21 protein-coding genes and 1 pseudogene are annotated in these 20,388 nt (G+C 63.0%); 12 read left to right on the top strand and 10 right to left on the bottom strand.

The annotated features are described in order from the left end of the window. Positions 1 to 86 precede the first annotated feature (86 nt). Positions 87 to 512 (top strand): MucR family transcriptional regulator, encoded by a 426-nt coding sequence (locus tag EJ077_RS20735; protein ID WP_027143963.1) that lies wholly within the window; start codon positions 87 to 89, stop codon positions 510 to 512. Positions 513 to 610: 98 nt separating this feature from the next. Here EJ077_RS20735 and EJ077_RS20730 read toward each other — a convergent pair whose 3' ends face one another. The 3 genes from EJ077_RS20730 to EJ077_RS20720 form a co-directional block, all read right to left on the bottom strand. Continuing rightward, positions 611 to 1,039, bottom strand: a complete 429-nt coding sequence (locus EJ077_RS20730) for a SufE family protein (RefSeq protein ID WP_127277819.1) — start codon at positions 1,037 to 1,039, stop codon at positions 611 to 613. Positions 1,040 to 1,139: 100 nt separating this feature from the next. Beyond that, entirely contained in the window at positions 1,140 to 1,490 is a 351-nt protein-coding gene (locus tag EJ077_RS20725; protein WP_208695863.1) for a DUF5330 domain-containing protein, read from the bottom strand. A 120-nt stretch (positions 1,491 to 1,610) separates the two neighbouring features. Beyond that, complete coding sequence (locus tag EJ077_RS20720; RefSeq protein ID WP_208695862.1) at positions 1,611 to 1,874, bottom strand: hypothetical protein; 264 nt, start codon at positions 1,872 to 1,874, stop codon at positions 1,611 to 1,613. Positions 1,875 to 2,023: 149 nt separating this feature from the next. On the opposite strand from EJ077_RS20720, the gene EJ077_RS20715 reads away from it, so the two are divergent. From EJ077_RS20715 to EJ077_RS20705, 3 genes are all read left to right on the top strand, one after another. Continuing rightward, positions 2,024 to 3,775, top strand: a complete 1,752-nt coding sequence (locus EJ077_RS20715) for a sensor histidine kinase (RefSeq protein WP_208695861.1) — start codon at positions 2,024 to 2,026, stop codon at positions 3,773 to 3,775. After that, the gene (locus tag EJ077_RS20710; protein ID WP_208695860.1) at positions 3,750 to 4,553 is read left to right on the top strand and encodes a peptidoglycan-binding protein; all 804 of its coding nucleotides are present in this window, start codon (positions 3,750 to 3,752) and stop codon (positions 4,551 to 4,553) included. The genes EJ077_RS20715 and EJ077_RS20710 overlap by 26 nt, the downstream gene beginning before the upstream one ends. A gap of 70 nt (positions 4,554 to 4,623) precedes the next feature. Then, the gene (locus EJ077_RS20705) at positions 4,624 to 4,971 is read left to right on the top strand and encodes a DUF1491 family protein (protein ID WP_127871331.1); all 348 of its coding nucleotides are present in this window, start codon (positions 4,624 to 4,626) and stop codon (positions 4,969 to 4,971) included. Here EJ077_RS20705 and EJ077_RS20700 read toward each other — a convergent pair. The 6 genes and pseudogenes from EJ077_RS20700 to EJ077_RS20675 form a co-directional block, all read right to left on the bottom strand. Next, a complete protein-coding gene (locus EJ077_RS20700) occupies positions 4,949 to 5,974 on the bottom strand; it encodes a hypothetical protein (RefSeq protein WP_208703068.1) in 1,026 nt (341 codons plus the stop codon). The genes EJ077_RS20705 and EJ077_RS20700 overlap by 23 nt on opposite strands. A gap of 457 nt (positions 5,975 to 6,431) precedes the next feature. Further along, a complete protein-coding gene (locus tag EJ077_RS20695; RefSeq protein WP_208695859.1) occupies positions 6,432 to 7,001 on the bottom strand; it encodes a DUF1254 domain-containing protein in 570 nt (189 codons plus the stop codon). Then, positions 6,994 to 7,577, bottom strand: a pseudogene (locus EJ077_RS20690) (DUF1214 domain-containing protein). Before EJ077_RS20690 ends, EJ077_RS20695 begins: the two are co-directional and overlap by 8 nt. A gap of 109 nt (positions 7,578 to 7,686) precedes the next feature. Continuing rightward, positions 7,687 to 9,840: a transglycosylase domain-containing protein gene (locus tag EJ077_RS20685; RefSeq protein WP_208695857.1), complete on the bottom strand. Its 2,154-nt coding sequence runs from the start codon at positions 9,838 to 9,840 to the stop codon at positions 7,687 to 7,689. A 223-nt stretch (positions 9,841 to 10,063) separates the two neighbouring features. After that, entirely contained in the window at positions 10,064 to 10,996 is a 933-nt protein-coding gene (locus EJ077_RS20680) for a dimethylarginine dimethylaminohydrolase family protein (protein WP_010915034.1), read from the bottom strand. A gap of 23 nt (positions 10,997 to 11,019) precedes the next feature. Continuing rightward, on the bottom strand, positions 11,020 to 12,621 hold the full coding sequence (locus EJ077_RS20675; protein ID WP_208703067.1) for an amidohydrolase: 1,602 nt from the start codon (positions 12,619 to 12,621) through the stop codon (positions 11,020 to 11,022). Positions 12,622 to 12,697: 76 nt separating this feature from the next. Here EJ077_RS20675 and EJ077_RS20670 point away from each other — a divergent pair, with 76 nt between their 5' ends. From EJ077_RS20670 to EJ077_RS20650, 5 genes are all read left to right on the top strand, one after another. Beyond that, positions 12,698 to 13,585 (top strand): LysR substrate-binding domain-containing protein, encoded by an 888-nt coding sequence (locus tag EJ077_RS20670; RefSeq protein ID WP_208695855.1) that lies wholly within the window; start codon positions 12,698 to 12,700, stop codon positions 13,583 to 13,585. 164 nt (positions 13,586 to 13,749) lie between these two features. Then, positions 13,750 to 14,844, top strand: a complete 1,095-nt coding sequence (locus EJ077_RS20665; protein ID WP_208695853.1) for an ABC transporter ATP-binding protein — start codon at positions 13,750 to 13,752, stop codon at positions 14,842 to 14,844. Between the two features lie 69 nt (positions 14,845 to 14,913). After that, positions 14,914 to 16,026, top strand: coding sequence for an ABC transporter substrate-binding protein (locus tag EJ077_RS20660; RefSeq protein WP_208695851.1), 1,113 nt, complete (start codon positions 14,914 to 14,916; stop codon positions 16,024 to 16,026). A 22-nt stretch (positions 16,027 to 16,048) separates the two neighbouring features. Further along, positions 16,049 to 16,882 carry an ABC transporter permease gene (locus EJ077_RS20655; protein ID WP_135863686.1) on the top strand — a complete coding sequence of 278 codons (834 nt, stop codon included), beginning with the start codon at positions 16,049 to 16,051 and terminating at the stop codon, positions 16,880 to 16,882. 4 nt (positions 16,883 to 16,886) lie between these two features. Continuing rightward, positions 16,887 to 17,702: an ABC transporter permease gene (locus EJ077_RS20650; RefSeq protein WP_208695849.1), complete on the top strand. Its 816-nt coding sequence runs from the start codon at positions 16,887 to 16,889 to the stop codon at positions 17,700 to 17,702. Here EJ077_RS20650 and EJ077_RS20645 read toward each other — a convergent pair. Continuing rightward, positions 17,699 to 18,487, bottom strand: coding sequence for a 2-keto-4-pentenoate hydratase (locus EJ077_RS20645; RefSeq protein ID WP_208695847.1), 789 nt, complete (start codon positions 18,485 to 18,487; stop codon positions 17,699 to 17,701). The two genes, EJ077_RS20650 and EJ077_RS20645, sit on opposite strands and share 4 nt — an antisense overlap. Before the next feature lie 258 nt (positions 18,488 to 18,745). Between EJ077_RS20645 and EJ077_RS20640 the strand changes: the two genes are divergently transcribed. The 3 genes from EJ077_RS20640 to EJ077_RS20630 all read left to right on the top strand — a co-directional run bounded on the left by EJ077_RS20640 (position 18,746) and on the right by EJ077_RS20630 (position 20,380). After that, positions 18,746 to 19,153 carry a DUF3168 domain-containing protein gene (locus EJ077_RS20640; RefSeq protein ID WP_127871341.1) on the top strand — a complete coding sequence of 136 codons (408 nt, stop codon included), beginning with the start codon at positions 18,746 to 18,748 and terminating at the stop codon, positions 19,151 to 19,153. Between the two features lie 171 nt (positions 19,154 to 19,324). Next, on the top strand, positions 19,325 to 19,624 hold the full coding sequence (locus EJ077_RS20635; RefSeq protein ID WP_208695845.1) for a hypothetical protein: 300 nt from the start codon (positions 19,325 to 19,327) through the stop codon (positions 19,622 to 19,624). A gap of 90 nt (positions 19,625 to 19,714) precedes the next feature. Then, positions 19,715 to 20,380 carry a response regulator transcription factor gene (locus EJ077_RS20630; protein WP_208695844.1) on the top strand — a complete coding sequence of 222 codons (666 nt, stop codon included), beginning with the start codon at positions 19,715 to 19,717 and terminating at the stop codon, positions 20,378 to 20,380. Positions 20,381 to 20,388: the final 8 nt, after the last annotated feature.

Genomic DNA, 20,388 nt, shown 5'->3' with positions numbered 1-20,388 from the left:
ATGCTCTATCTGCAAAAAATTCGTGCAATGCCCTGCTTGTAAAAAAGGGCGCAGACCGACGTAACTCTTGTTGGGGCCTGAAGACCATGGATATTGTCGAAACACCTTCCAGAAACAATGATGCGCTGATCGAGCTCACCGCCGACGTGGTGGCTGCCTATGTCAGCAACAATCCCGTGCCGGTCGGCGAACTGCCGAACCTGATATCCGATGTCCACGCCGCTCTCGGGCGTGTGGGCGGTACCGTCGAACAGCCGCCTGCGGACAAGCAGAAGCCGGCGGTCAACCCGAAGCGCTCGGTTCATGACGACTACATTGTCTGTCTTGAAGACGGCAAGAAGTTCAAGTCTCTCAAGCGGCACCTGATGACCCATTACGATCTGACGCCCGATCAGTATCGCGAAAAGTGGAACCTGGACCCAAGCTATCCGATGGTTGCCCCCAACTACGCGGCCGCCCGCTCGCAGCTTGCCAAGAAGATGGGCCTCGGCCGCAAGCGCAAGGCGCGGTAGCCGATACTTGCCAGATTGGACCTGAAATCGGACGGCGCCCTCGGGCGCCGTTTGATTTTGAGGGACAGAGCAATTCCAGAAAAGTGTGAAGAAGCCTGTCAGGCAGTCTGCGCGAGCGCCATCTCGGCGTCGCGTTTGATGCGCTTGACCATTGAGCGAAGGCCGTTGGCGCGCTGGGGTGACAGGTGCTCGTCGAGGCCGAGCGCCTTCAACGTCGCTTCAGCGTCGGTTTTCTGGATTTCGCTGGCCGTCTTTCCGGAAAACAGCGCGAGCATGATCGCGACCAGACCGCGCACGATATGGGCGTCCGAATCGCCCGTGAAGGTGATGACGGGATCGGCGCCCGAACCCCGCTCCGTGGTCAGCCAGACCTGGCTGACGCAACCCGGCACCTTGTTGGCGGCGTTGCGCTCCGCATCGGGAAAGGGAGGCAGCGCTTCGCCAAGCTCGATGACGTAACGATAGCGGTCCTCCCATTCCTCGAGGAACGAGAAATCGTCGCGGATCGTCTGGATCGTGGTCGTCATGACCCGGATATAGTCACGCGGCGGCGCCGCGTCACGGAAAAAACAAGGACACCGCGGGCGTCGAGAGGGCAGACGGTCCGCGGTGCGCCGTCGAGACGGCTTAATTCTTTATCGGCAGGTTGACCGTTTGGGGCAGGACGATTTCGTCCGGCACGCTGCCCGTCATTGTCGAGGTGTCGGGGCCGGCGGACTTGTCGTCCAGCATGGCGGCCGCGATCTTGGCGGTCTCCTTGGCGCGTGCGGTGATGGTGTGCATCGCCGACTTGCCGGTTTCGCAGACATCGGGCTTGCGTTCGCAGATCCCGGCGATGTCGCCGACGGCATCGCGCGCCGCGAACAGGGCCTGGATCGGCCCGACGCTTTGCTGGCCCGTTTCATCGGACCCGACACCCAGCGGCAACGCCAGCAGCACCAGTGAAAACCAGAAAGCCATTCTTATCAGGAAGAACATGCCTTGCCTCTCGCCGTGACCGGATCATGCATCATATGGCATGACCTCTTTTATGGGCAGGATGTTGGCACACAGGCACGAAGGACGGCTTGCATGATCGCCGAGAATTTTCCTCAAATTTTAGGCAAATTCGAAACGAAGCGTTTTGCTGTCGATTTGTTTCATATCGGGAGGATTCTCGTTACCATCCGATAACCATCTATCTATCTGTTTGTTTGATGTTTTTTGCAAATGAAGGCGATGCCGTTCCTGCCGCTGGGCCGCTGATGGCGGGCGTTCGCGAATAACCCTCCGTTTACTATGGCTGCATTTGTCCGGGTTTTCGGCCGCCGTCATCCCGATATTTGCCGCAGGGCTGGCCTTGGTCGGCCCTGCCTTATCCATTCCTTAAACGCTGGATGCGAGTTTCAAAGCCAACCAAGACAATCTGCAAAAGCAGAGCTGTTCCCGACGAGTGCGAGTGCGTTGAGTTGATGCCGATCGAGGCCAGATACGCTGAATTGCCTGGCGCAATGGCGGCCGGTTGTGAACGCATGGTTCATCCCAGCGTTCTCGGGCGCGGCGACCGCGAGCGCCAGCGCCGTTTCATCGGCGTGATGCTGGCCGCGCCGTTCTTTGCAGCGGGTGCCGCGGTCACGCTGGTTACATCGGGCATGGGGGCCGCCGTGACCATGGCCGCCATTTTCGCCGCCTTCGGTCTGTGCTGGTTCGTCGCTCTGCTGGTGGCCGCGACCGGCAAGATGGCCGCCGCGGGACCGATCGCGCTGGCGATGGCGGCGATTGCCCTTGGCGGTCTCATCGGTGCCGCAGGCGGGTTGAGTTCACCTGTCGCCATGCTTGCCCTGGCGCTGGCATTCGAAGCCTGGTGGATCGGCGCGTCGCGGCGTGCGGCATTGTGGGGGGGCGCCTCGGCCGTCATCGCCATCGCCATTCAGTCGCTGTCGGTCGCCTTCCTTCCATTCGCGGACGCGCACATCGCCGCATGGCACTGGCTGGTGCCATTGGCCTGGGCGCTGACCCTCACTCCACGCATATCGGCTTTTCGTGGCACCTCGGGCGCGGCCGATACGGTCGATGCAGGTGACCGATTGGAAGACATCATCGACGCGGTGGTCTTGCGGGTCGCTCGCCACGGCGAAGTCGTGGATGCATCCGCCAAGGCGCGTACCATTCTGAAATTGCCGCCGGAACTGTTGTCCGGAACTGGCCTTTTCGATCGCGTGCACCTGTCGGACCGTGTCTCCTATCTCAGCGCCCTGGCCGACATGCGAGAGGGCGCACTGTCGCGTCGTCTCGAATTGCGCATCAGGCTGCCCCAGAGTGGCAACGGCACCCAGAACGGAAATGGCTTTGTGGCCGACAACTATCAGCCATTCGCGCTGGAACTGGTGCGCGGCGAGGAACAAAGCGACGTCTTCACGCTTGTCCTGCGCGAGAATGACGAGACAGCGCGGCTGCGCGAAGAACTGGCGCAAGCCAATGAGACGGCGGCGGCCGCCGAAGTGGCCAAGGGTAGGTTCCTGGCAGTGGTGAGCCATGAACTGCGCACGCCGTTGAACGCCATCATCGGCTTCTCCGACATGCTGCTGCACGAGATGTTCGGCCCCTTCAAGGACCCGCGCCAGAAGGAATATATCGGCCTCGTGCGGGATTCGGGCCAGCATTTGCTCGCAGTCGTGACATCCATACTCGACGTATCGAGGATCGAATCGGGCGTCTACGCCACCGAACCGGAGCCGTTCCGGTTCGTGGAAGCCGTGGACATGTGCCAGTCTATGATGCGGCTCCAGGCGCAGGCTAAGAATATCGACCTGCAGACGCAGATCGCCCCTGACGCTGGCGATATCAATGCCGATCGCCGCGCCGTACAGCAGATGCTCATCAACCTCGTTTCCAACGCTATCAAGTTCACGCCCGACGGCGGCGACGTCGTCGTCGGCGCCAAGCGGATCGGCTCACGTCTGCATTTCTGGGTCAGGGACACCGGCATCGGCATTGCCGAGGAGGATTTCGCCAATCTCGGCAAACCCTTCATGCAGATCCAGAACGATTATACCCGCCGTTTCGAGGGGACGGGTCTTGGCCTTTCCCTGGTGAAGGGGCTGGTCGCCTTGCATGAAGGGACCATGTCGATCGAAAGCATGCCGGGCGAGGGCACCACGGTGACCATCAGCCTGCCGGTCAGCGGGCCGAAGGGACGCCCCGCCAACCAAACCGGAGTGCTGACGATGCCGGTGACGAGGGCGAAAGGGGACGGAAATGGCTCGCTCCGCAAAACAGCCTAAGGCGGTCAAACGCCGCAGCAATGCCTTTCAGGACGGCGCCATCGCCGTCGGCGGCATGATTTCGCGCAATCCCGTCCTGGTGGGAGGATCGACCGCATTCCTGGTGACGCTGTTCTACGTCTCGGCGAATGCACTATGGTATCAGCCTTTCCCGCACGCCGGAGCATTTTTCGCCACACGCAATTTCCAGGGCTTTCCGCACGCAGCCGACGAACCGGAGACGACGATCAACATCGTGCGGCCCAATGCTGCGCCCGCCCCGATCAAGGGCGATCCGGTGGTCGAGCAGGTGCAGGGAATTTTGAAGGACCTCGATTTCTATTCCGGCACCGTCGACGGCATTTCCGGCCCCAACACGCGCAAGGCCATACAGGCCTATCAGCAGAAGGTCGGGCTGAACGCCTCGGGCGAGATCGACGCGCTGCTGCTGGACCAGCTGGGGGCAACGCCGAAGACCGCCGCCGTGCCCAAACCGCAGCCTCGTCCCGCCACGCCGTCGGCCGCCGTTCCCGTGTCATTACAGACGAATTCTGGGCAGACGAATTCCGGGCAGGCGAGTTCCGCCCCGGCCTCCACCGAAGGACCCGATCCCCGCATCGTCAAGATCCAGGCCGGGCTGAAGGCCTTCGGCAATGATGACATGCAACTGGATGGCGTCGTCGGTGCACGCACCAAGGCGGCGATCAAGGAATTCCAGTCGCTGTTCGGACTGCCGCAGACCGGCGAGCCCGACGAGATCGTCTACGTCAAGATGCGCGAGATCGGCCTGACCAACTGACGGCCGAAACGACGGCTCGCCCTGCCTGGGAAATTTCGATAGAGAGCCCGCATGTCGTCGGGAGTCTTCCATGCGTGTAACCGCTGATCTGTGGGTGTCGGCCCTGTTGCGCCGGGTTTTTGGCGCTGGCGGATTTGCCGCCGTGGTCAATCGCGGTGCGACCGAGGCCGGGGCTGTGTTCATCCTGGCGCGGGGCAGGATGGGTGAAACGGCTCTCTACGGGCCGGCACCGCAGACAAGCTACGATTCGGCCAAGCCCGAGGACCGTTTTTTCAGCCTTCTCGCCACCGGCGATGATGCCGCCGTACTGGATGCGAGACTTGAGCGCGAGAAAAAATTCGATCCCGACATCTGGGTGGTCGAGATCGAGGCCGGGAGTGTTCCCGTCGAGGAGCTTATTTCCGTGAAGACGCCCTGAGACCGGGGGCTTCGGATTCGTCGCCGTTCGAGGCCTTGCGGCTGTCGCCGTTCGTCGGCGAAACGTTGCGAGCCGCCTTCGACAGGGTTTCGGCTTTCCATCCCCGCACCGTCTCCAGGGCCGCATCGCGATGCAGCAGTCGGTAGCGGTCGAGATAGGTGCGGATGGCCTGTGGATGCGGGAACAGGCCGGGATAGACGGCAACCGTGATCAGGAATGCCCGGTCCTCGCTGAAGTCGAGCGAACGCAGCGCCGCAAGCAGCGGCGCATAGTTCTGGTTGGCGGTCAGCGATTGCGCGATCGAGAAATCAATGTCGAGGGCGTCCGCCAGCGCGGTCTGGAAGAAGGCGGCGTTTCCCGTCAGGGCCGTCTCGCGCAGTTTGACATAGGTATCCGCACCTGGGAACGCATCGACCTTCGCGGCCACGGCTTCGTCGCCGGTGTGCATCATGGAGCGCAGCCTGCGCCGCGCGTTCTCGGCGGCAACGCCGGGCGTCTGCTGGGTTTCGGCGCTGTCCGCCATCGCTTGCGTCTTCCCGGCAAGGCCTTGCGCCGGGGCTGCTTCCCGGTCCCGCACCCGCACCAGGGTCGGTCTTTCAAGCGCCCTGATCAGATCGGCGATGGTCGGGTTCAGCTCCTTGCGCCGCGCTATTGCGCGCGCATGCGGCAGCCCATGCCGGCCAATCAGCGCGATCAGGTCGATATCGCTGACCGCGCGGGAACGAATGAGCAAAGGCGCGGCAATATCGACCGGCTCCTCGCAGAGGCGCCGCACCAGAGCCGCGGGTGCATATTCGCATTCGGAAAGGGCGGCTGCCACATAGCGTCGCGATTCGACGGACACATCGTCGAACAGCGGTAGGGTCAGGTCCTCGAGTTGGCCGATCTCGCGGCGCGACGGGCGCGTCAGTGAGCAGAACGCCGACACGGCGGCGCGGAACAACCTTTCGGCTTTTCCCGATTCCGTCCTGATCGCGATTTGCCTGAAATCCGAGGATGACACGAAGGATAGGCCTGACAACAGATACACGAACTTGCACATGCTCAGCCGGGACTGTGCCGGTCGAGCGATTGCCCTCGGTCGGTACTTGCCGACCTGGGAACAAAGATCAAGTTAGCGGCGATCCGTTAGCGGTCCGTTAACCCTCTGCCGGCCTTAATGATATTTGGAGGCGTTGCGTTGTGCTCCGGGGAAACCGAGAGGAATGCGCGAACCATGGGCATGGTACTGTCTTTCGTGCCGCGTGCGGCACCGACCAATCGAGCCAAGCAAACCACCGAGCTACCGGCGGCCGTGATCATATTTCCCGGCATCCGCTATGAGCGGCCCAACACCAGCGAAGCGCGGCCCGCAGGCCCTGACAAGCCGGGATCGCCACGGACGCCGGTGCCGCATCACTAAACCTTGAAGCCGTGGCCTGGTTCGTCAGCCTTTCAGCTCTGGACCTCTGGTCGGCGACCTAGAAATCCTGCAGCTCGCAGGAACTTTGATCGAGAAAGCGCGACACGATCGGCTTCCAGCTCTCGTCGGGCACGAAGCTGCGAATGACGAAGATGCCTTCGTCGATGGGCGCCTCGACAAAAATCGCTCCCTGCAAGTCTTCGGGCAGGTCCTTGCGCACGTCGATCATCTGCGCCGGCGTCAGCACGACTGCATCCAGCTTGCCCTCCGTCGCCGTATGGTCGTTGAAGGAATAGACATTGTGACCGCTGCGGTCATAGACCGACACCGACCAGAAGGGGACGTTCCCCGGTGCCTTGATCCGGACCATTCCTTCCTCGAGGTCGAAGCGGCAGGCCGTGGCGTAGAACAGCGGGTCGACCGATTTCACCACCGGCGCGCCGCCCGCTTCGGCGTCGAGCCGGTTCATCCTGTAGAGATCCGACGCCATGGAGAGACGCGACCAGGCGTCACGTTCCGAAAATTCCGGCACCAAAAGCAGGACGATAATGTGGACGATGCCGGCGCCGACGAGGCCGAGGAGGATGGCATGCAGAAGCCCGCGCAGTGCGGCACGCAAACTACGCATCGCAGCCTGCCTTGACGATCCTGGGCAGCGAAACGTCCGAAAGGCCGGTGCTGCTGGCGATTGGCGTGTCATAGAAGGTCAGCACGAAATACATCCTTCCAGAACCGTCGGTCAGGAGCCAGTTGCCCGGCATCGGGTGATGGCCGACGGAAATGATCACGGAATTGTCCGGTTGGCGCAGCACCTCGTAGGACTGAAGTGCCGCAAGCCGCGATTTTCCGGTCTCGACGACGCCGAGCGATTGATCGGCGGCATAAAGCGTCCAGAACCGGGCTGTTGGAAATCCCCCTCGATCCTGTAGGTGCATTCCCGCTTGAGCTGGTCGCCGGCGGCATCATTTTCCGCCACGAAGGACAGGCCTTCGGCGCGGCCGAGCGCCAGCACGCCCTCGCGCGCCACGCGCGCCTTGGAATAGGGATCTGCGGCCGGTGTGCCGATGTCGGGGAAGGCGGTCCACTGGCCGATCCTGATCGCGCCGACGCCGTCCTGGATCTTCAGCGCATACCAGACGCTGGCACCGCCTCCGCCAACGGCTATGGCAAGCGAAATCAGCATCAGAAAGGCATTCTTGAGCATGAAGGGCCGGGTGCGCGAAGGATTGCCGTTCGGGGATATCGCGGCGCAGGGCCCTGTGGCAAGCCGGCGTGATGGTTTTGCCTGCCGGTCTTGTCTTACCGGGCGGGTGTCATAGGGCCGAAAGCGTCTCGGGTGGAGTGGGGGCTTCGAGTTTGGGCGCCATCTGGAACAACTGGCTCATGTCCCGCAGCGTCTGCGTGGTTCGGCTGGACAGCACCGGCGGCCGCTCGGCGGCGGCGTCGGCCGCTGCCTGCTCCTCGCTCTTCTTCTGCGCCTCGGCGGCCTTGGCCGCGATCTCCTCGTCGACGAAGGGTTTGTCGATACCGGGGATCGGCTTCAGGTCGATGTTTTGGTGCGCATAGACCATCAGCCGCTGCCACACCATCGCCGGCAGCGAACCGCCGGTCATGTTCTTGGTCGCGGTGAAATCGTCATTGCCCAGCCACACCGCCGCCGTGTAGTTGCCGGTGAAGCCGACGAACCAGGCATCGCGGTAGGATTGTGTCGTGCCGGTCTTGCCGGCAACGACGATGTTGGGAATTTGCGCCCGCCGCGCCGTGCCCATCACCGGCACGGCCGCCAGCATGGTGTTCATGGATTTCAGCGCCTGCTCGGACAGCACGCGATGCGGCGGCGGCGCGTCCTTGGTCCAGTCATAGACCACGTCGCCGGTGCGGGTGACGAGCTGGGTGATGCCGTGCCTGGAGCCGACGAAACCGTTCTGGGCAAAGACGCTGTAACCCGTCGCCTGGTCCATCACGGTCATGCCCGAGGTGCCGAGCACCATCGTCTTGTGCCCTTCTAGCGGCGATTCCACGCCAAACGATTCCGCCAATGCCTTGATCGGCGCGATTCCGAGATGGTCCTTGGCCAGTCGCACCGGGACGGTGTTGATCGACTTGGCCATCGCCATGATCAGCGTGATGTTACCCGCCGACTCGCCGCTGTAATTGTGCGGTGACCAGTTGCCCCAGCTGATCGGCCCGCCCGAGATGATCGAGTTCGGCGTGAAACCGTGTTCCATCGCCGTGGCGTAGACATAGGGCTTGAAAGACGACCCGGTCTGCCGCAGTGCCTTGGTGGCACGGTTGAACTGGCTAGCGCCGTAATCGCGGCCGCCAACGATCGCCCGCACCGCGCCATTGGTCTCGATGACCACCACCGCGCCTTCGGTGACATTGTACTCCTTGCCGAACTGGCGCAGATGGAACTCGACGGACTCCTCCGCCGCCTTCTGGATGTTGGCGTCAAAGGTGGTATGGGCGACCAGCGAGTGCTGGCCGGGCTTGGCGATCTTCTTGACCTCGTCGAAGGCCCAGTCGAGGTAGTAGTCGGGACTCTTCTGTTCGCCGCGGTCGACGACGTCGGCCGGATGCAGCCTGGCCTGCAGCACCTGGCCTTCGGTCATGAAGCCGGAATCGACGAGGTTGGACAGCACCACATTGGCGCGCGCGCGTGCCGCCGGAAGGTTGATGTGCGGCGCGTATTTGGTCGGCGCCTTGAACAGGCCGGCGAGCATCGCCGCTTCGGCAAGGTTCAGGTCCTTGACGCTCTTGCCGAAATAGAAATCCGCCGCCGCCTCGATGCCGAACGTGCCGCCGCCCATATAGGCGCGGTCGAGATAGAGCTGCAGGATTTCCTTCTTCGACAGATTGGCCTCCAGCCACAGCGACAGGAAGGCTTCCTTGATCTTGCGCTCGAAGGTGCGCTCATTGGTCAGGAACAGGTTCTTGGCCAGCTGCTGGGTGATGCTGGAGCCGCCCTGGACGACCGAGTTTGCCCGCACATTCTCGAAGATAGCCCTGGAAAGGCCGAGCACGTCGATGCCGTAGTGGTCGAAAAAGCGTCGATCCTCGGTGGCGAGCACCGCCTTGATGACGTGGTCCGGCATCTCGTCGACCGGCACGGAATCGCGCTGGATGATGCCGCGCTGGCCGATCTCGTTTCCGTAACGATCCAGGAAGGTGACCGCGAAGTCGCCCTGGGCACGCCAGTCGCCGGTGGTGTCCTGGAACGCGGGTATCGCCAGCGCCAGCATCACCACCATACCGCCGGCGCCGAGTGTAAAACCTTCGCTCAAAAGTTCGATGAAGCCACGGCGCCAGCCCTTGAGACGGAAGCGCCGCGAGAAGATCGTCGCGGCCTCCCAGAACTCGCGCGCCTTGAACCCGATCTCATAGAGCGAGGAATCGAGCCACGCGTCCAGCGCCAGAAGGCGGGAGGCGATCGGACCTCTTCTCTTGCGCGGTTCAGGGTTGACCATTCTAAAACCCGGCTCGGCTCTGGCACGACCTGAAAACCGCAAGCGGGCAATTTCAGGGCGGTGCCCTGTTCCGACTATTCATCCATTTTGCCGACACCCACAAGGGCGGCGAGGACACAGCTGCAAGGTTTGTCGATGGAAGAGCCGGCTAGCCGGCGGCCCGGCTCCTCGCCAGCCAGATTCCCGATCCGGCGAGCGAGGGGGATTTGCCTCTTCAGGGCTATCAGGCCGCCTCGCGCTTCAGTGCCTGCGCCATGCAATGGATGCCGCCGCCGGTCTTGGAGATTTCGCTCATGTCGACGGCCGCGACCTCGAAGCCGCGCGCCTTGAGTTGGCCGATCAACGTCTGGCTGGAGGTCGGCGCGATCACCCGGTCCTTGCCGAGCGACATGAAGTTGCAGCCGAGTGCCATCGTGTCCTGGAAGGGAACGTCGATGATCTCGTGGCCCTTGCCCTTCAGCCAGTCGACGATGCCGGGTTCGGTGCAGGCGAGGCAGACGGCGGTGAGCTTTTCGGCGATCGGCACAACCATCAGGTCGATGTGGACGTAATATTCGTCGATGAAGGCGATGCGCGTCTCCCAGCCTTCCTTCTCGAACCAGGCCTGCACCTGGCGGGCGCCTTCCTCCTGCGTGCGGGCGCCGCCGCAGCCGATCAGCACCACGCCGTCCTCGATGACGTTGAAGTCGCCGCCCTCGAAGGTGCCGGCCGTCACCATGTCGTAGATCGGGATGCCGAGCTTTTCATAGGTGCGTATGGCGGCATAGTTCTCGCCGCGCCGCCACCAATTGGCCATTGCGGTGATAATAGCGCCATAAGGCGTCATGACGCTGGAATCACGGGAATAGACCTGCATCGGCAGCTCCGGCGTCGGCTCGTGCCAATGGATGTTGACGCCGAAATGCTCGTAGGCCGCGACCAGATCCTTGTGCTGGGCCTGCGCGATCTGGACGTTGCAGGGCGCCTCGCGCAGATGCTTCCTGGACAGCGAACTGGTCGAGAGGTGACGCAGAAAATTCGGCGATCCGAGCAGCACGTCGGTCAAGACGTCGGTCTCGTTGGCGAAGCCCCATGATGTTAGCGGCTTGGTGCCGCCGGCCGGGTTGCGGCGTTGAAGCGAAAACGGTTCGGCGACGATGCGGTCATGAACAGTCATGCGGTTCTCCTCGTGGCTTGTTCTCAAGAATTGGTCGGTGGCGCATTGTTTGGTATCCACCAGTCGCGCCCGCGCGGCGTGGTGACATATTCCGGCCAGCGGAAGTTGATCGGCGGCGCGTAGTCGCAGAGCGGCGCGATCCAGTTGGAGCCGCCAACGCCGCCGCCAGTACGGGTGGTGAACTCGTTCATCGCCTCGACACGGGCGGTCTTGTCCTCGAGCAGGCGCAGCGCCGCCAGTGCGACCGTCTTGGCCGCGCAGATGACCATCGGATCGATCGTCGCCGGAATGCCGCCCAGTGCATTCATCACCCATGCCGGAAAAGCGTGGCCGTTTGCCGAGCGCAGCGCTGGGCGCGCGACATAGAAGCGCGCGGTCGGCGCGTGCCAGCTCATGTCGGTGTAGTCGTCGGAGGTCGAATTCACCTGGGATGGCGGCAAGTCGCGGCGCAAGATCGCCTCGGCCTCTTGTGGCGAAATCAGCCGCTCCAGCTCGTCGATAAAGGGGTTTTCGGTCGCGGTGCGGCCGGCATTGACCTGGATTTCCCGCGCGATCGTTCTGGCGGCCTCGTCCCAGCGTGGCGCCCCGACGGTCGAAAGGGCTTCGTAGGTAATTTCGGCCATGGCGTGGTTGGCCAGCCCCGGCCGCGACTTCGCCACCCAGTGCCGCTCGTAGCGGCAGCCGCTGATCGCGGCCGCGGCCGCGGCGTTGCGGTCGAGCACCGCAGTCACCTGCTCGGCCATGCCGATGGTCGGCACGCGGATCATGTACTGGATCTCAGCCAGGCCCGCCGGCAGATTGTCGGCCGTGGCCTGGCCAGCTGTCAGGATCGCCTCGCTGATCGACCAGCCGCCCTGATGCGGCAGCATGGAATCGCGCAACGCTTTGGAGGCCATGTACATAGTCATCAGCGCATCGTTGGCGCCCGGTGCCCTGACCGCCGAATGCGCCTGCGGGATCGGCACGCCGTCGCCTGCGCGAATCCAGTTTTCGGGTTCGTCGCAGACGAAACGATAGATCATCGCGTAGGCCGCGCCGCAATGCGTATCCCAGCGAGCGGTGTTGCAGAGCGGCAGCATGTAAAATGGATGGAAGGAAATCATGCCGGCAAGGCCGTCATAATAGCCTTTTGCCGCGTGGATCGGCTTCGAACCGCGCACCTTTTCGGCCGGCTCGCCGGTAAAGCGCAGCGTGCCTGGAACGTCGTGGCGCTGCATGGCGGCCTTGGTCGCCAGCAGCCCGCCGAGGCTTGCTATGCCGAGTCCCGAATGCGGGTCGGTATGGCCGCCGGCCTCGACACCAAGGCCGGACCGTGGCTGCCTCACCGTCACGGCGTCCTGGCAATTGCCGGGCACGGCATCATATTCGGCATACATGCCGACCGTCGGTCCGACGCCGTTCGTCCAGTGAGCGCAGAAGGCGGTCGGCATGCCGCCCGAGCCTTCCTCGACAGAAAATCCCTCGCGTTTGAGCCGATCGACATACCAGGCGGCCGATTGGTATTCGCGCCACGCGGTCTCGCCGAAATCGAAGATGGTGCGTGTCCAGGCCGACAGCAGGGGCTGGATGCCGTCGAGGCAGGCAAGCGCGGTCTCTTGCGCCGATGTCGTCACCGGTTTGTCCATGCTCCAGAAGAAAGCAGTGAAGCGGCTCGCCAAAAAGTGATATGTTTTCCCGGTTCGTGCAAATTCGGTTCACCTCTTGAGAATTCCTTCGACACAGGCGCTGCGCGCCCTCGACAGTTTCGCCAGGCATGGCAGCGTCTGGCGTGCCGCCGACGAACTGCACCTGACCCGCAGCGCCGTCTCGCATCAACTGCGGTTGCTCGAGCGCGACCTTGGCTTCGATCTCCTGCAACGCATCGGCAAGGGCGTGGCGCTGACGCCGCGCGGCCAGCGTTACGCGGCCGATGTCCGGAAGGCGCTGACCGTGCTCGGCGACGCGGGAGCGCATAACAGCGGTGCGGGCGTTGGTGGTTCGTTTGCCATTTCCTGCCCTCCGGGCTTCGCCTCGATGTTCCTTTGCTCCCATATCGGCGAGTTCCAGCAAATGTATCGGGACGTGGCACTCTCGATCTTGACGCCTCGTCGCCTCGATGACGTCAGCAATCCGGAGGCCGACGCTTTCATCGCCTTTGGCGTCGGCAACTGGCCGAACCGCGCGGTGGAACTGCTCTGCGAGGTCTCGTTCACGCCGCTCTGCAGCCCGACGCTGCTCAACAAGGTCGGCGGGTTTTCCAAGCCCGCCGACGTGCTGCGCGCCAATTTGCTCCATCTCGGCGATACCGAGGACTGGGCCCGCTGGCTGGCATTGTCGAAGGTGGAAAATCCCGACACCGAGGGCGGCATCTTCTTTTCCGACATGAACCTCGTCTTTTCGGCGGCGGTCGCCGGGCAGGGGATTGCCATGGGCGACGAACTGACCGGCCGCCGGGCGCTGAGCGAAGGCCGCCTGGTCAAGCCGTTCGAGGCGTCGGTCCCCTCGCCACGATCATATTTCCTGGTCTTCGAGCATGCCAAGGCGGGGCATCCGGTACTCAATGCCTTCAGCGATTGGTTGAGGGCGAAGCTATCGGAGAACAGGCTCTAGGCGTCTTAAGATTAGCTGGTCTCCCAGGAGGGGGCGATTGGCGGTTCCAGCCACCATCTTCCATCCACCCGTGAATCAAATTTGCCGATCAGGCGAAAACTATTCGGTTGCGGTGAGCTTCGGCCCTGCCTACCATTTGGCTCAACGGTAAGGATAAAGGCAGGATGCAGCAACCCGGCCGGGCCGCAGAGATCAAGGCAATCGGGATCGGCAAGAGCTTCGGCTCGTTCCGTGCGCTGGACAATCTGACGCTCGACATAGGGCGCGGCGAGTTCCTGACACTGCTTGGCCCCTCCGGCTCCGGCAAGACCACCTTCCTGATGATCCTGGCCGGCTTCGTGCAGCCGAGCGAGGGCAAGCTTTTCAGCGACGGCGCCGACATCACCGACCGCCCGGCCGAGCAACGTGCCGCCGGCATGGTGTTCCAGGGTTATGCGCTGTTTCCGCATATGAGCGTCGAAGCCAACATCGCTTTCCCGCTCAGGGTCCGCAAGAAATCGGCCACCGAGATCAGGAAGCGCGTCGGCGAGATGGTCGAGCGCGTCGGTCTGGTCGGCCACGAGAAGAAACTGCCGTCGCAGCTGTCCGGCGGCCAGCAGCAGCGCGTCGCACTTGCCCGCGCGCTGGTGTTCGAGCCGGGCGTGCTCCTGCTCGACGAGCCGTTTTCGGCGTTGGACAAGAGCCTGCGCGGCCAGATGCAGGCTGAGATGAAGCGCCTGCATCAGGAGACCGGCACCACCTTCGTCTTCGTCACGCACGACCAGAGCGAGGCGCTGGCGCTGTCGTCGCGCGTCGCCATCTTCAACCACGGCAAACTGCTGCAGGTCGGGGCGCCGGACGAGGTCTACGACCGGCCGGACAATCGCTTCGTCGCCGAGTTCCTCGGCGAGATCAACATGCTGCCGCTGAAGGGGGTCAAGCCCGCCGACCATGGCTCGACCGGCCTTTGCGAAGACCGCGCGGTCAGCATGCACTGCAAGGCCGAGAAAGTTCGCGGTGACGCCATCCTGGCGATCCGGCCCGAACACATGTCGATCGCGCGCGAGGCGGCTGCTGGAGAGAACGGCATTGCCGCGACCGCAATCGCTTCGACCTATCTGGGCGCGGCGACAAAGCTCGACCTCACCACGCGCCATGGTGCCAAGGTAACCGTCTCGGTGCCCAACGAGGTCGCGGCGGCTGCTCTCAGCAAGGGCAATTCCGTCTGGCTGACGTGGCCGGCGGAAAAAGGTTTCCTCCTTCCGGATGGAGGACAATGAGCGCCGGTGCGGCCTGATCCGCCGCACCGGTTTCCGGATTGACATCAACGAAAACAAAGGGGAACAGACATGAACGACACCAAGAAACAGGCCATCGAAACGCTGTCCGAAAGGACGAGACGAGGCGAGATCTCGCGCCGTCAGTTCACGCAGCTCGCGGCACTCGTGCTTGCCGGCACGCCGATGCTGCTGCGCTCGACCGGAGCCCTCGCGGCGGCGAAGGAACTTGTGCTGGTGAACTGGGGCGGCGACGCCATCACGGCCTATGACGCGGCCTATGGCCAGGCCTTCACCAAGGACACCGGCATCACTGTCAAGATGGACGGCTCGGGTCCGACCGAAGGCGCGATCGCCGCACAGTTCAAGAGCGGCGCCCCGACCTGGGATCTCGTCGACGTCGACCCGTTCTCGGCCATCACACTCGGTGCGCAAGGCATGCTCGAGCCGATCGACTACAATATCGTCGACAAGAAGAAGATGCGTCCGGGTTTCGGCTGGGACTATGCAGCCTCGACCTATTTCTTCTCCTATGTCATCGCCTACGATTCCGAGAAATACGGCAAGGATGCACCGACTGGCATGGCCGATTTCTTCGATGTGAAGAAATTCCCCGGCAAGCGTTCCCTCTACAAATGGGGCGTGTCGAGCTGGGAAGCGGCCCTTTTGGCCGACGGCATCGCGCCGGCGTCGCTCTACCCGCTCGACTTGAAGCGTGCGCATGACAAGATATCAGCTTTCAAGGAAAACGTCGTCGCCTATTGGGGCGGCGGCGCCGAAAGCCAGAGCGTACTGCTCAATGGCGAAGCGTCGATGGCGATCGTCTGGTCGACGCGCGCTTCGCTGATCGAGCAGGATTCCGGTGGCAAGATCAAGTTCATCTGGGACCAGGGCCTGATCTCGCCCGGTGCGCTGGCCGTGCTCAAGAACAACCCGGGCGGCAAGGATGCGGCGATGAAGTTCATCGCCAGCGCGCAGGATCCGCAAAAGCAGTTGGTGATGTTCGACAAGCTCGGCCAAGGTCCGGCCAATCCGGCGGCCGATGCGCTGATCCCTGCCGACAAGAAACGCATCAACCCCGTCGATCCGGAGAACATGAAGAAGCAGATTCCGCTCGACATGGATTGGTACGCCAAGAACTACGGCGCGGCCCTCGACGAATACACCAAGATCATCTCCGCCTGATCACTGGCGTTGCTGAGCTGACATGAGAGGTGTTCTCTCCGACAGGATGGGCGCGGCGCTGTTGATGGCGCCGCTGCTCCTGTTCCTCGTCCTGGCCTATGCCTGGCCGTTTCTCGGCGTGGTGAAGTGGAGCTTCACCTTGCCGACGCCCGGGCTTGGCCAGTACCAGGCGTTGCTCACCGACGATCTGGTGCAGTCGGTGTTCATCCGCACGCTGCGCATCGCGGCTATCGTCACTGTTGTGTCGGTCGCCGCCGCCTATGCCATCACGGTCGTCTGGGTGCGCGGCAGCCCGGCGCAGCGCCTCATCGCCGAATTCTGCATCCTGGTGCCGTTCTGGATCTCGGTGCTGACGCGCGCCTTCGGCTGGGTGGCGCTTTTGTCCAACCGCGGCCTGATCAACACCTGGCTGCAGTCCATCGGTTTCATCTCCGAACCGCTGACCTTGGTGCGCAACGAATTCGGCGTCATCGTCGGCATGACGCATTTCCTCATTCCTTTCGCCGTCTTTCCGCTGGCGTCAGCCATGCGCAGCCTGGACGAGCGCGTGCTGCTCGCCGCGCGCGGCCTGGGCTCCAGCCGCATGCGCACCTTCTGGACGGTGTTCGTGCCGATGACGCGCTCCGGCATCATCGGCTCGGCGATGATCGTCTTCGTCTTCTCGCTTGGCTTCTTCGTCACGCCGGCGATTCTCGGCGGCGGCCGCAGCGTGATGATCGCCGAATTGATCTATCTCCGGATATTCCAGAGCCCGGACTGGGGGCTGGGGGCCGCGATCAGCGTCGTGCTGGTGGTCTTCGTCGGAGCCCTGATGGCGCTGCTCTTCCGATACGTCAAACCGAAGCAACTGGTGTAGCGCGATGCCGACCTATCGCCCCGGACCCGTTTCGCTGATCCTCGCCGTGCTGGTGGCGCTGTTCCTGCTGTTGCCGCTGCTGGCCGTCATTCCGGTCTCGCTGACGCCGAGCCGCATGCTGGCAATGCCGACGGGTGAATTGTCGCTGCGCCACTATCGCTCGCTGATCGAGGATCCGCGCTGGCTCCAGTCGATCCTGCTTTCGATCCGGATCGGCATTGTCAGCAGCGCTATTTCCACGGTGCTGGCGCTCTGCTTCAGCCTCGGCGTCTGGATGTTCCAGCCGCGCTTTACGGCAGCCCTGGTCGGCTTTGTGCTGCTGCCGATGGTTGTGCCGCCGGTGGTCTCGGCGGTGACGCTCTACTTCCTGCTCACCTCGATCTCAGGCGTCAGTTCCTTCTTCGGCTATGACACCTGGCTCGGCGTTGCCATGGCGCATTCGGTGATGACGGTGCCATTCGCGACGGTGCTGATCCTGGTCTCGCTCAGCCAGCTCGATCGGCGCATCGACCTCGCCGCGCGCGGCCTTGGCGCCAGCGTGTGGGAACGCGCCACGCGCGTCATCATGCCCAACATCAAGTTCGGCATCGTCACCGCGGCACTGCTCTCCTTCGTGCTCTCCTGGGAAGAGATCGGCGTCACCCTGTTCATCACCTCGGTCAACGCCATCACGCTGCCGCGCCTGATGTGGATGGGCCTGCGCGACAACATCGACCCGGCGATCGCGGCGCTTTCCGTGATCCTGATTATCATCACCGTGCTGGTTCTGGCGGTGAGGAGCTTCGTGGTCAGGCTGAACCGGGAGAGCAAGCCCGTCTAGACAAACCGAACCGAGACGCGGCCAAATTTGCCCAAATCGCCGATCACTTCATCACCAGCCTCGACGCGTATCGGCGTCACGCATGTGCCTGTGATCACGACCTGTCCCGGCTGGAGCGCTATGCCCAGGCTCGACAATTCATTGACGATCCATGTGAGCGCGATACGCGGGTCGCCTAACACCGCCTCGCCGGTTCCGTCGTGCCGCGACTTGCCCGAAACAAGACCAGTCACCGGGTGTTCCGCGAGGTTCACGTGACGCCATTCCTCTTGCGTGGGCTGGCCGATGACGAACAGATTGGCACAGGCATTGTCCGCTATCAGCTGTGGCGCACCGACGGCGCAGAAATCGTCGTAGCGCGAGTCCGGTATTTCTATCGCCGGATGCAAGGTCGCCACGGCATCCATCACCTCGGCGATTTCATAAGGCGCCGGGCGCGGCGGGAGCTGGCGGCCGAAACGGAAAGCGAATTCGATCTCGGCGACCCGCATCTTGCTCGTCGCGAGCGAGACGGTCCCGCCAACCTCGACCGCTTTCTCTGCCAGCAGGCGCCCGGCCATCGGGCCGTCGACATTGATATGCCTTTGACCGGCAAGACTGGTTGCCGCGATCTTCCAGCCGAAAAGCGGGGCCGCCGAACGATCCATGACATGGGCCTGGATGGCATAGCCTTCGGTCCGTGTCTTCGGCCGCAGCGCCTCGGGTATGGCGCCGAGATGGGTGCCTTGGTCCCAATGGCTTGTCAGCAGACGCGACGCGGCTCTGGCCTTTTGTGGATCGAGCATGTCAGCTCCCGAATCTGGGAAAATGGCCCGCTGCCGGGCGATGATGATGCTTGCGGTGCGCAACCGGTATCGCTATGCCGCGTCCGGTGAGGAGATTGTCGGCAAGTCGCATTTTCGAGATCATCGGCATTCATCATCGAGACGACGAATCGGCAAACCTGTCCGTGCGGCAAATGGTTATATATGGCAGAGCGTCTAGCACGCGGAAGAGCTTCTGGCAGGCAGGGGCCGGCGGCGCAACAGGCGAGGGGAAGAACGATGACCGCGCCCGGTGATTTGCAGCAGGCCCTGTTCCTCAGGTTGAAAAGCGATGCGTCGCTGTCGGCGCTGCTGGGCGGCGCCGGACTGCTCGAGCGGGCAACCGACACCGCCGCCTTTCCCTATGTGACTTCAGGCCAGACCTCGGCCTTTGACTGGGATACTGGCGCCGAGAACAACGACGACCAGCTGATCACGCTGCATGTCTGGTCGAAGGCCCACGGTGAAGCCGAAACGCTTGCCATCATGGCCGCCATCAAGGCGCGCCTTGCCGACGCGGTGCTGGTGATCGGCCCGCGTGGACAGACGCGGCTGTCGCTGGAATTCACCGAGGCGCGTTATGATGAGGAACTGCTTGTCCATCATGGTCTGCTGCGATTCCGAGCGCTGACGCAGGAAAACGCCTGACGCGCTTTCAATATCATCGAAACGGAGTCTAGACTGGGCTTTCGCGGCGTTCACCGGTGGGGCGGTGAAATCCAGATTGTCTGTCTCGCGTTGCAGGGGTGTGGTGAGCATGGTTTCAGGGCCGTTCACTGTTCATTTCACGTTCAGCACCGATGCGTTACAACGCCGGTCATGAAAACGCTTCGCTCCCATTTCCGAACCGCGACCCTGGCGCTTAGTGCCGCCGGGCTGTTTGCGTCGCAGGCAATGGCGATGCCGGTGGTCGCGCCCTACCAGCCCAGCCCGATCGTCCTGGCCGCGTCCGACTGCTATGCGATCGGTCAGCAGGTCGCCCAGCAGAATGGCGGAACACTTGCCAAGGCCTCGGCGTCGACGCGTGGCGGCCAGCCGGTCTGCGTTATCGTCGTGCTCGTGCCGGGCAAGGACGGGCAGCGTCCGCGCCGCTCCGAAATCGTCGTTCCGCAGAACTGACGCAGTCTTCTCTTCCTACAGGGCTTCGTTTCCCAGGCCGGCGGAATCGGCCTATATCTGAAACCTCAATCAACAGGCATTGGTCCCCGCATGCGCGTACTCGTCGTCGAGGATGACAAGGATCTCAACCGGCAGATTTCGGATGCGCTGGGCGATGCCGGCTATGTCGTCGACCGTGCCTTCGACGGCGAGGAGGGTCATTTCCTCGGCGACACGGAGCCTTACGATGCCGTCGTGCTGGACATCGGCCTGCCGCAGATGGACGGCATCAGCGTGGTCGAGCGTTGGCGTCGCGGCGGCCGCAAGATGCCGGTGCTGATCCTGACCGCGCGTGACCGCTGGAGCGACAAGGTCTCGGGCATCGACGCCGGGGCCGACGACTACGTCACCAAGCCGTTCCACATCGAAGAGGTACTGGCACGGGTCAGGGCCCTGATCCGCCGCGCCGCCGGCCACGCCTCGTCGGAACTGACCTGTGGGCCGCTGCGTCTCGACACCAAGGCTTCGAAGGCCGATGTCAATGGCGTGCCGCTGAAATTGACCTCGCACGAATTCCGGCTGCTTGCCTATCTGATGCACCACATGGGCGAGGTCGTTTCGCGCACCGAACTGGTCGAGCATCTCTACGACCAGGATTTCGACCGTGATTCCAACACGATCGAGGTCTTTGTCGGTCGGCTGCGCAAGAAGATGGGCATCGACATGATCGAAACCGTGCGCGGCATGGGCTACCGCATGCGTGAGCCGGAGGCGTAAGGCGGAAC

Source organism: Mesorhizobium sp. M8A.F.Ca.ET.057.01.1.1, from assembly GCF_003952565.1.
GTDB lineage: Bacteria > Pseudomonadota > Alphaproteobacteria > Rhizobiales > Rhizobiaceae > Mesorhizobium.
Note: the sequence above shows the minus strand (reverse complement) of the source record. Positions and strands in the feature narration are given on the sequence as shown.

Coding starts and splice junctions, on each gene's coding strand:
- EJ077_RS20705 (WP_127871331.1), top strand. CDS start 4,624: ATGCGTGTAACCGCTGATCTGTGGGTGTCGGCCCTGTTGCGCCGGGTT.
- EJ077_RS20710 (WP_208695860.1), top strand. CDS start 3,750: ATGGCTCGCTCCGCAAAACAGCCTAAGGCGGTCAAACGCCGCAGCAAT.
- EJ077_RS20650 (WP_208695849.1), top strand. CDS start 16,887: ATGCCGACCTATCGCCCCGGACCCGTTTCGCTGATCCTCGCCGTGCTG.
- EJ077_RS20680 (WP_010915034.1), bottom strand. CDS start 10,996: ATGACTGTTCATGACCGCATCGTCGCCGAACCGTTTTCGCTTCAACGC.
- EJ077_RS20695 (WP_208695859.1), bottom strand. CDS start 7,001: ATGCGTAGTTTGCGTGCCGCACTGCGCGGGCTTCTGCATGCCATCCTC.
- EJ077_RS20725 (WP_208695863.1), bottom strand. CDS start 1,490: ATGTTCTTCCTGATAAGAATGGCTTTCTGGTTTTCACTGGTGCTGCTG.
- EJ077_RS20660 (WP_208695851.1), top strand. CDS start 14,914: ATGAACGACACCAAGAAACAGGCCATCGAAACGCTGTCCGAAAGGACG.
- EJ077_RS20640 (WP_127871341.1), top strand. CDS start 18,746: ATGACCGCGCCCGGTGATTTGCAGCAGGCCCTGTTCCTCAGGTTGAAA.
- EJ077_RS20630 (WP_208695844.1), top strand. CDS start 19,715: ATGCGCGTACTCGTCGTCGAGGATGACAAGGATCTCAACCGGCAGATT.
- EJ077_RS20730 (WP_127277819.1), bottom strand. CDS start 1,039: ATGACGACCACGATCCAGACGATCCGCGACGATTTCTCGTTCCTCGAG.
- EJ077_RS20635 (WP_208695845.1), top strand. CDS start 19,325: ATGAAAACGCTTCGCTCCCATTTCCGAACCGCGACCCTGGCGCTTAGT.
- EJ077_RS20685 (WP_208695857.1), bottom strand. CDS start 9,840: ATGGTCAACCCTGAACCGCGCAAGAGAAGAGGTCCGATCGCCTCCCGC.
- EJ077_RS20675 (WP_208703067.1), bottom strand. CDS start 12,621: ATGGACAAACCGGTGACGACATCGGCGCAAGAGACCGCGCTTGCCTGC.
- EJ077_RS20645 (WP_208695847.1), bottom strand. CDS start 18,487: ATGCTCGATCCACAAAAGGCCAGAGCCGCGTCGCGTCTGCTGACAAGC.
- EJ077_RS20665 (WP_208695853.1), top strand. CDS start 13,750: ATGCAGCAACCCGGCCGGGCCGCAGAGATCAAGGCAATCGGGATCGGC.
- EJ077_RS20715 (WP_208695861.1), top strand. CDS start 2,024: ATGGTTCATCCCAGCGTTCTCGGGCGCGGCGACCGCGAGCGCCAGCGC.
- EJ077_RS20655 (WP_135863686.1), top strand. CDS start 16,049: ATGAGAGGTGTTCTCTCCGACAGGATGGGCGCGGCGCTGTTGATGGCG.
- EJ077_RS20735 (WP_027143963.1), top strand. CDS start 87: ATGGATATTGTCGAAACACCTTCCAGAAACAATGATGCGCTGATCGAG.
- EJ077_RS20720 (WP_208695862.1), bottom strand. CDS start 1,874: ATGGATAAGGCAGGGCCGACCAAGGCCAGCCCTGCGGCAAATATCGGG.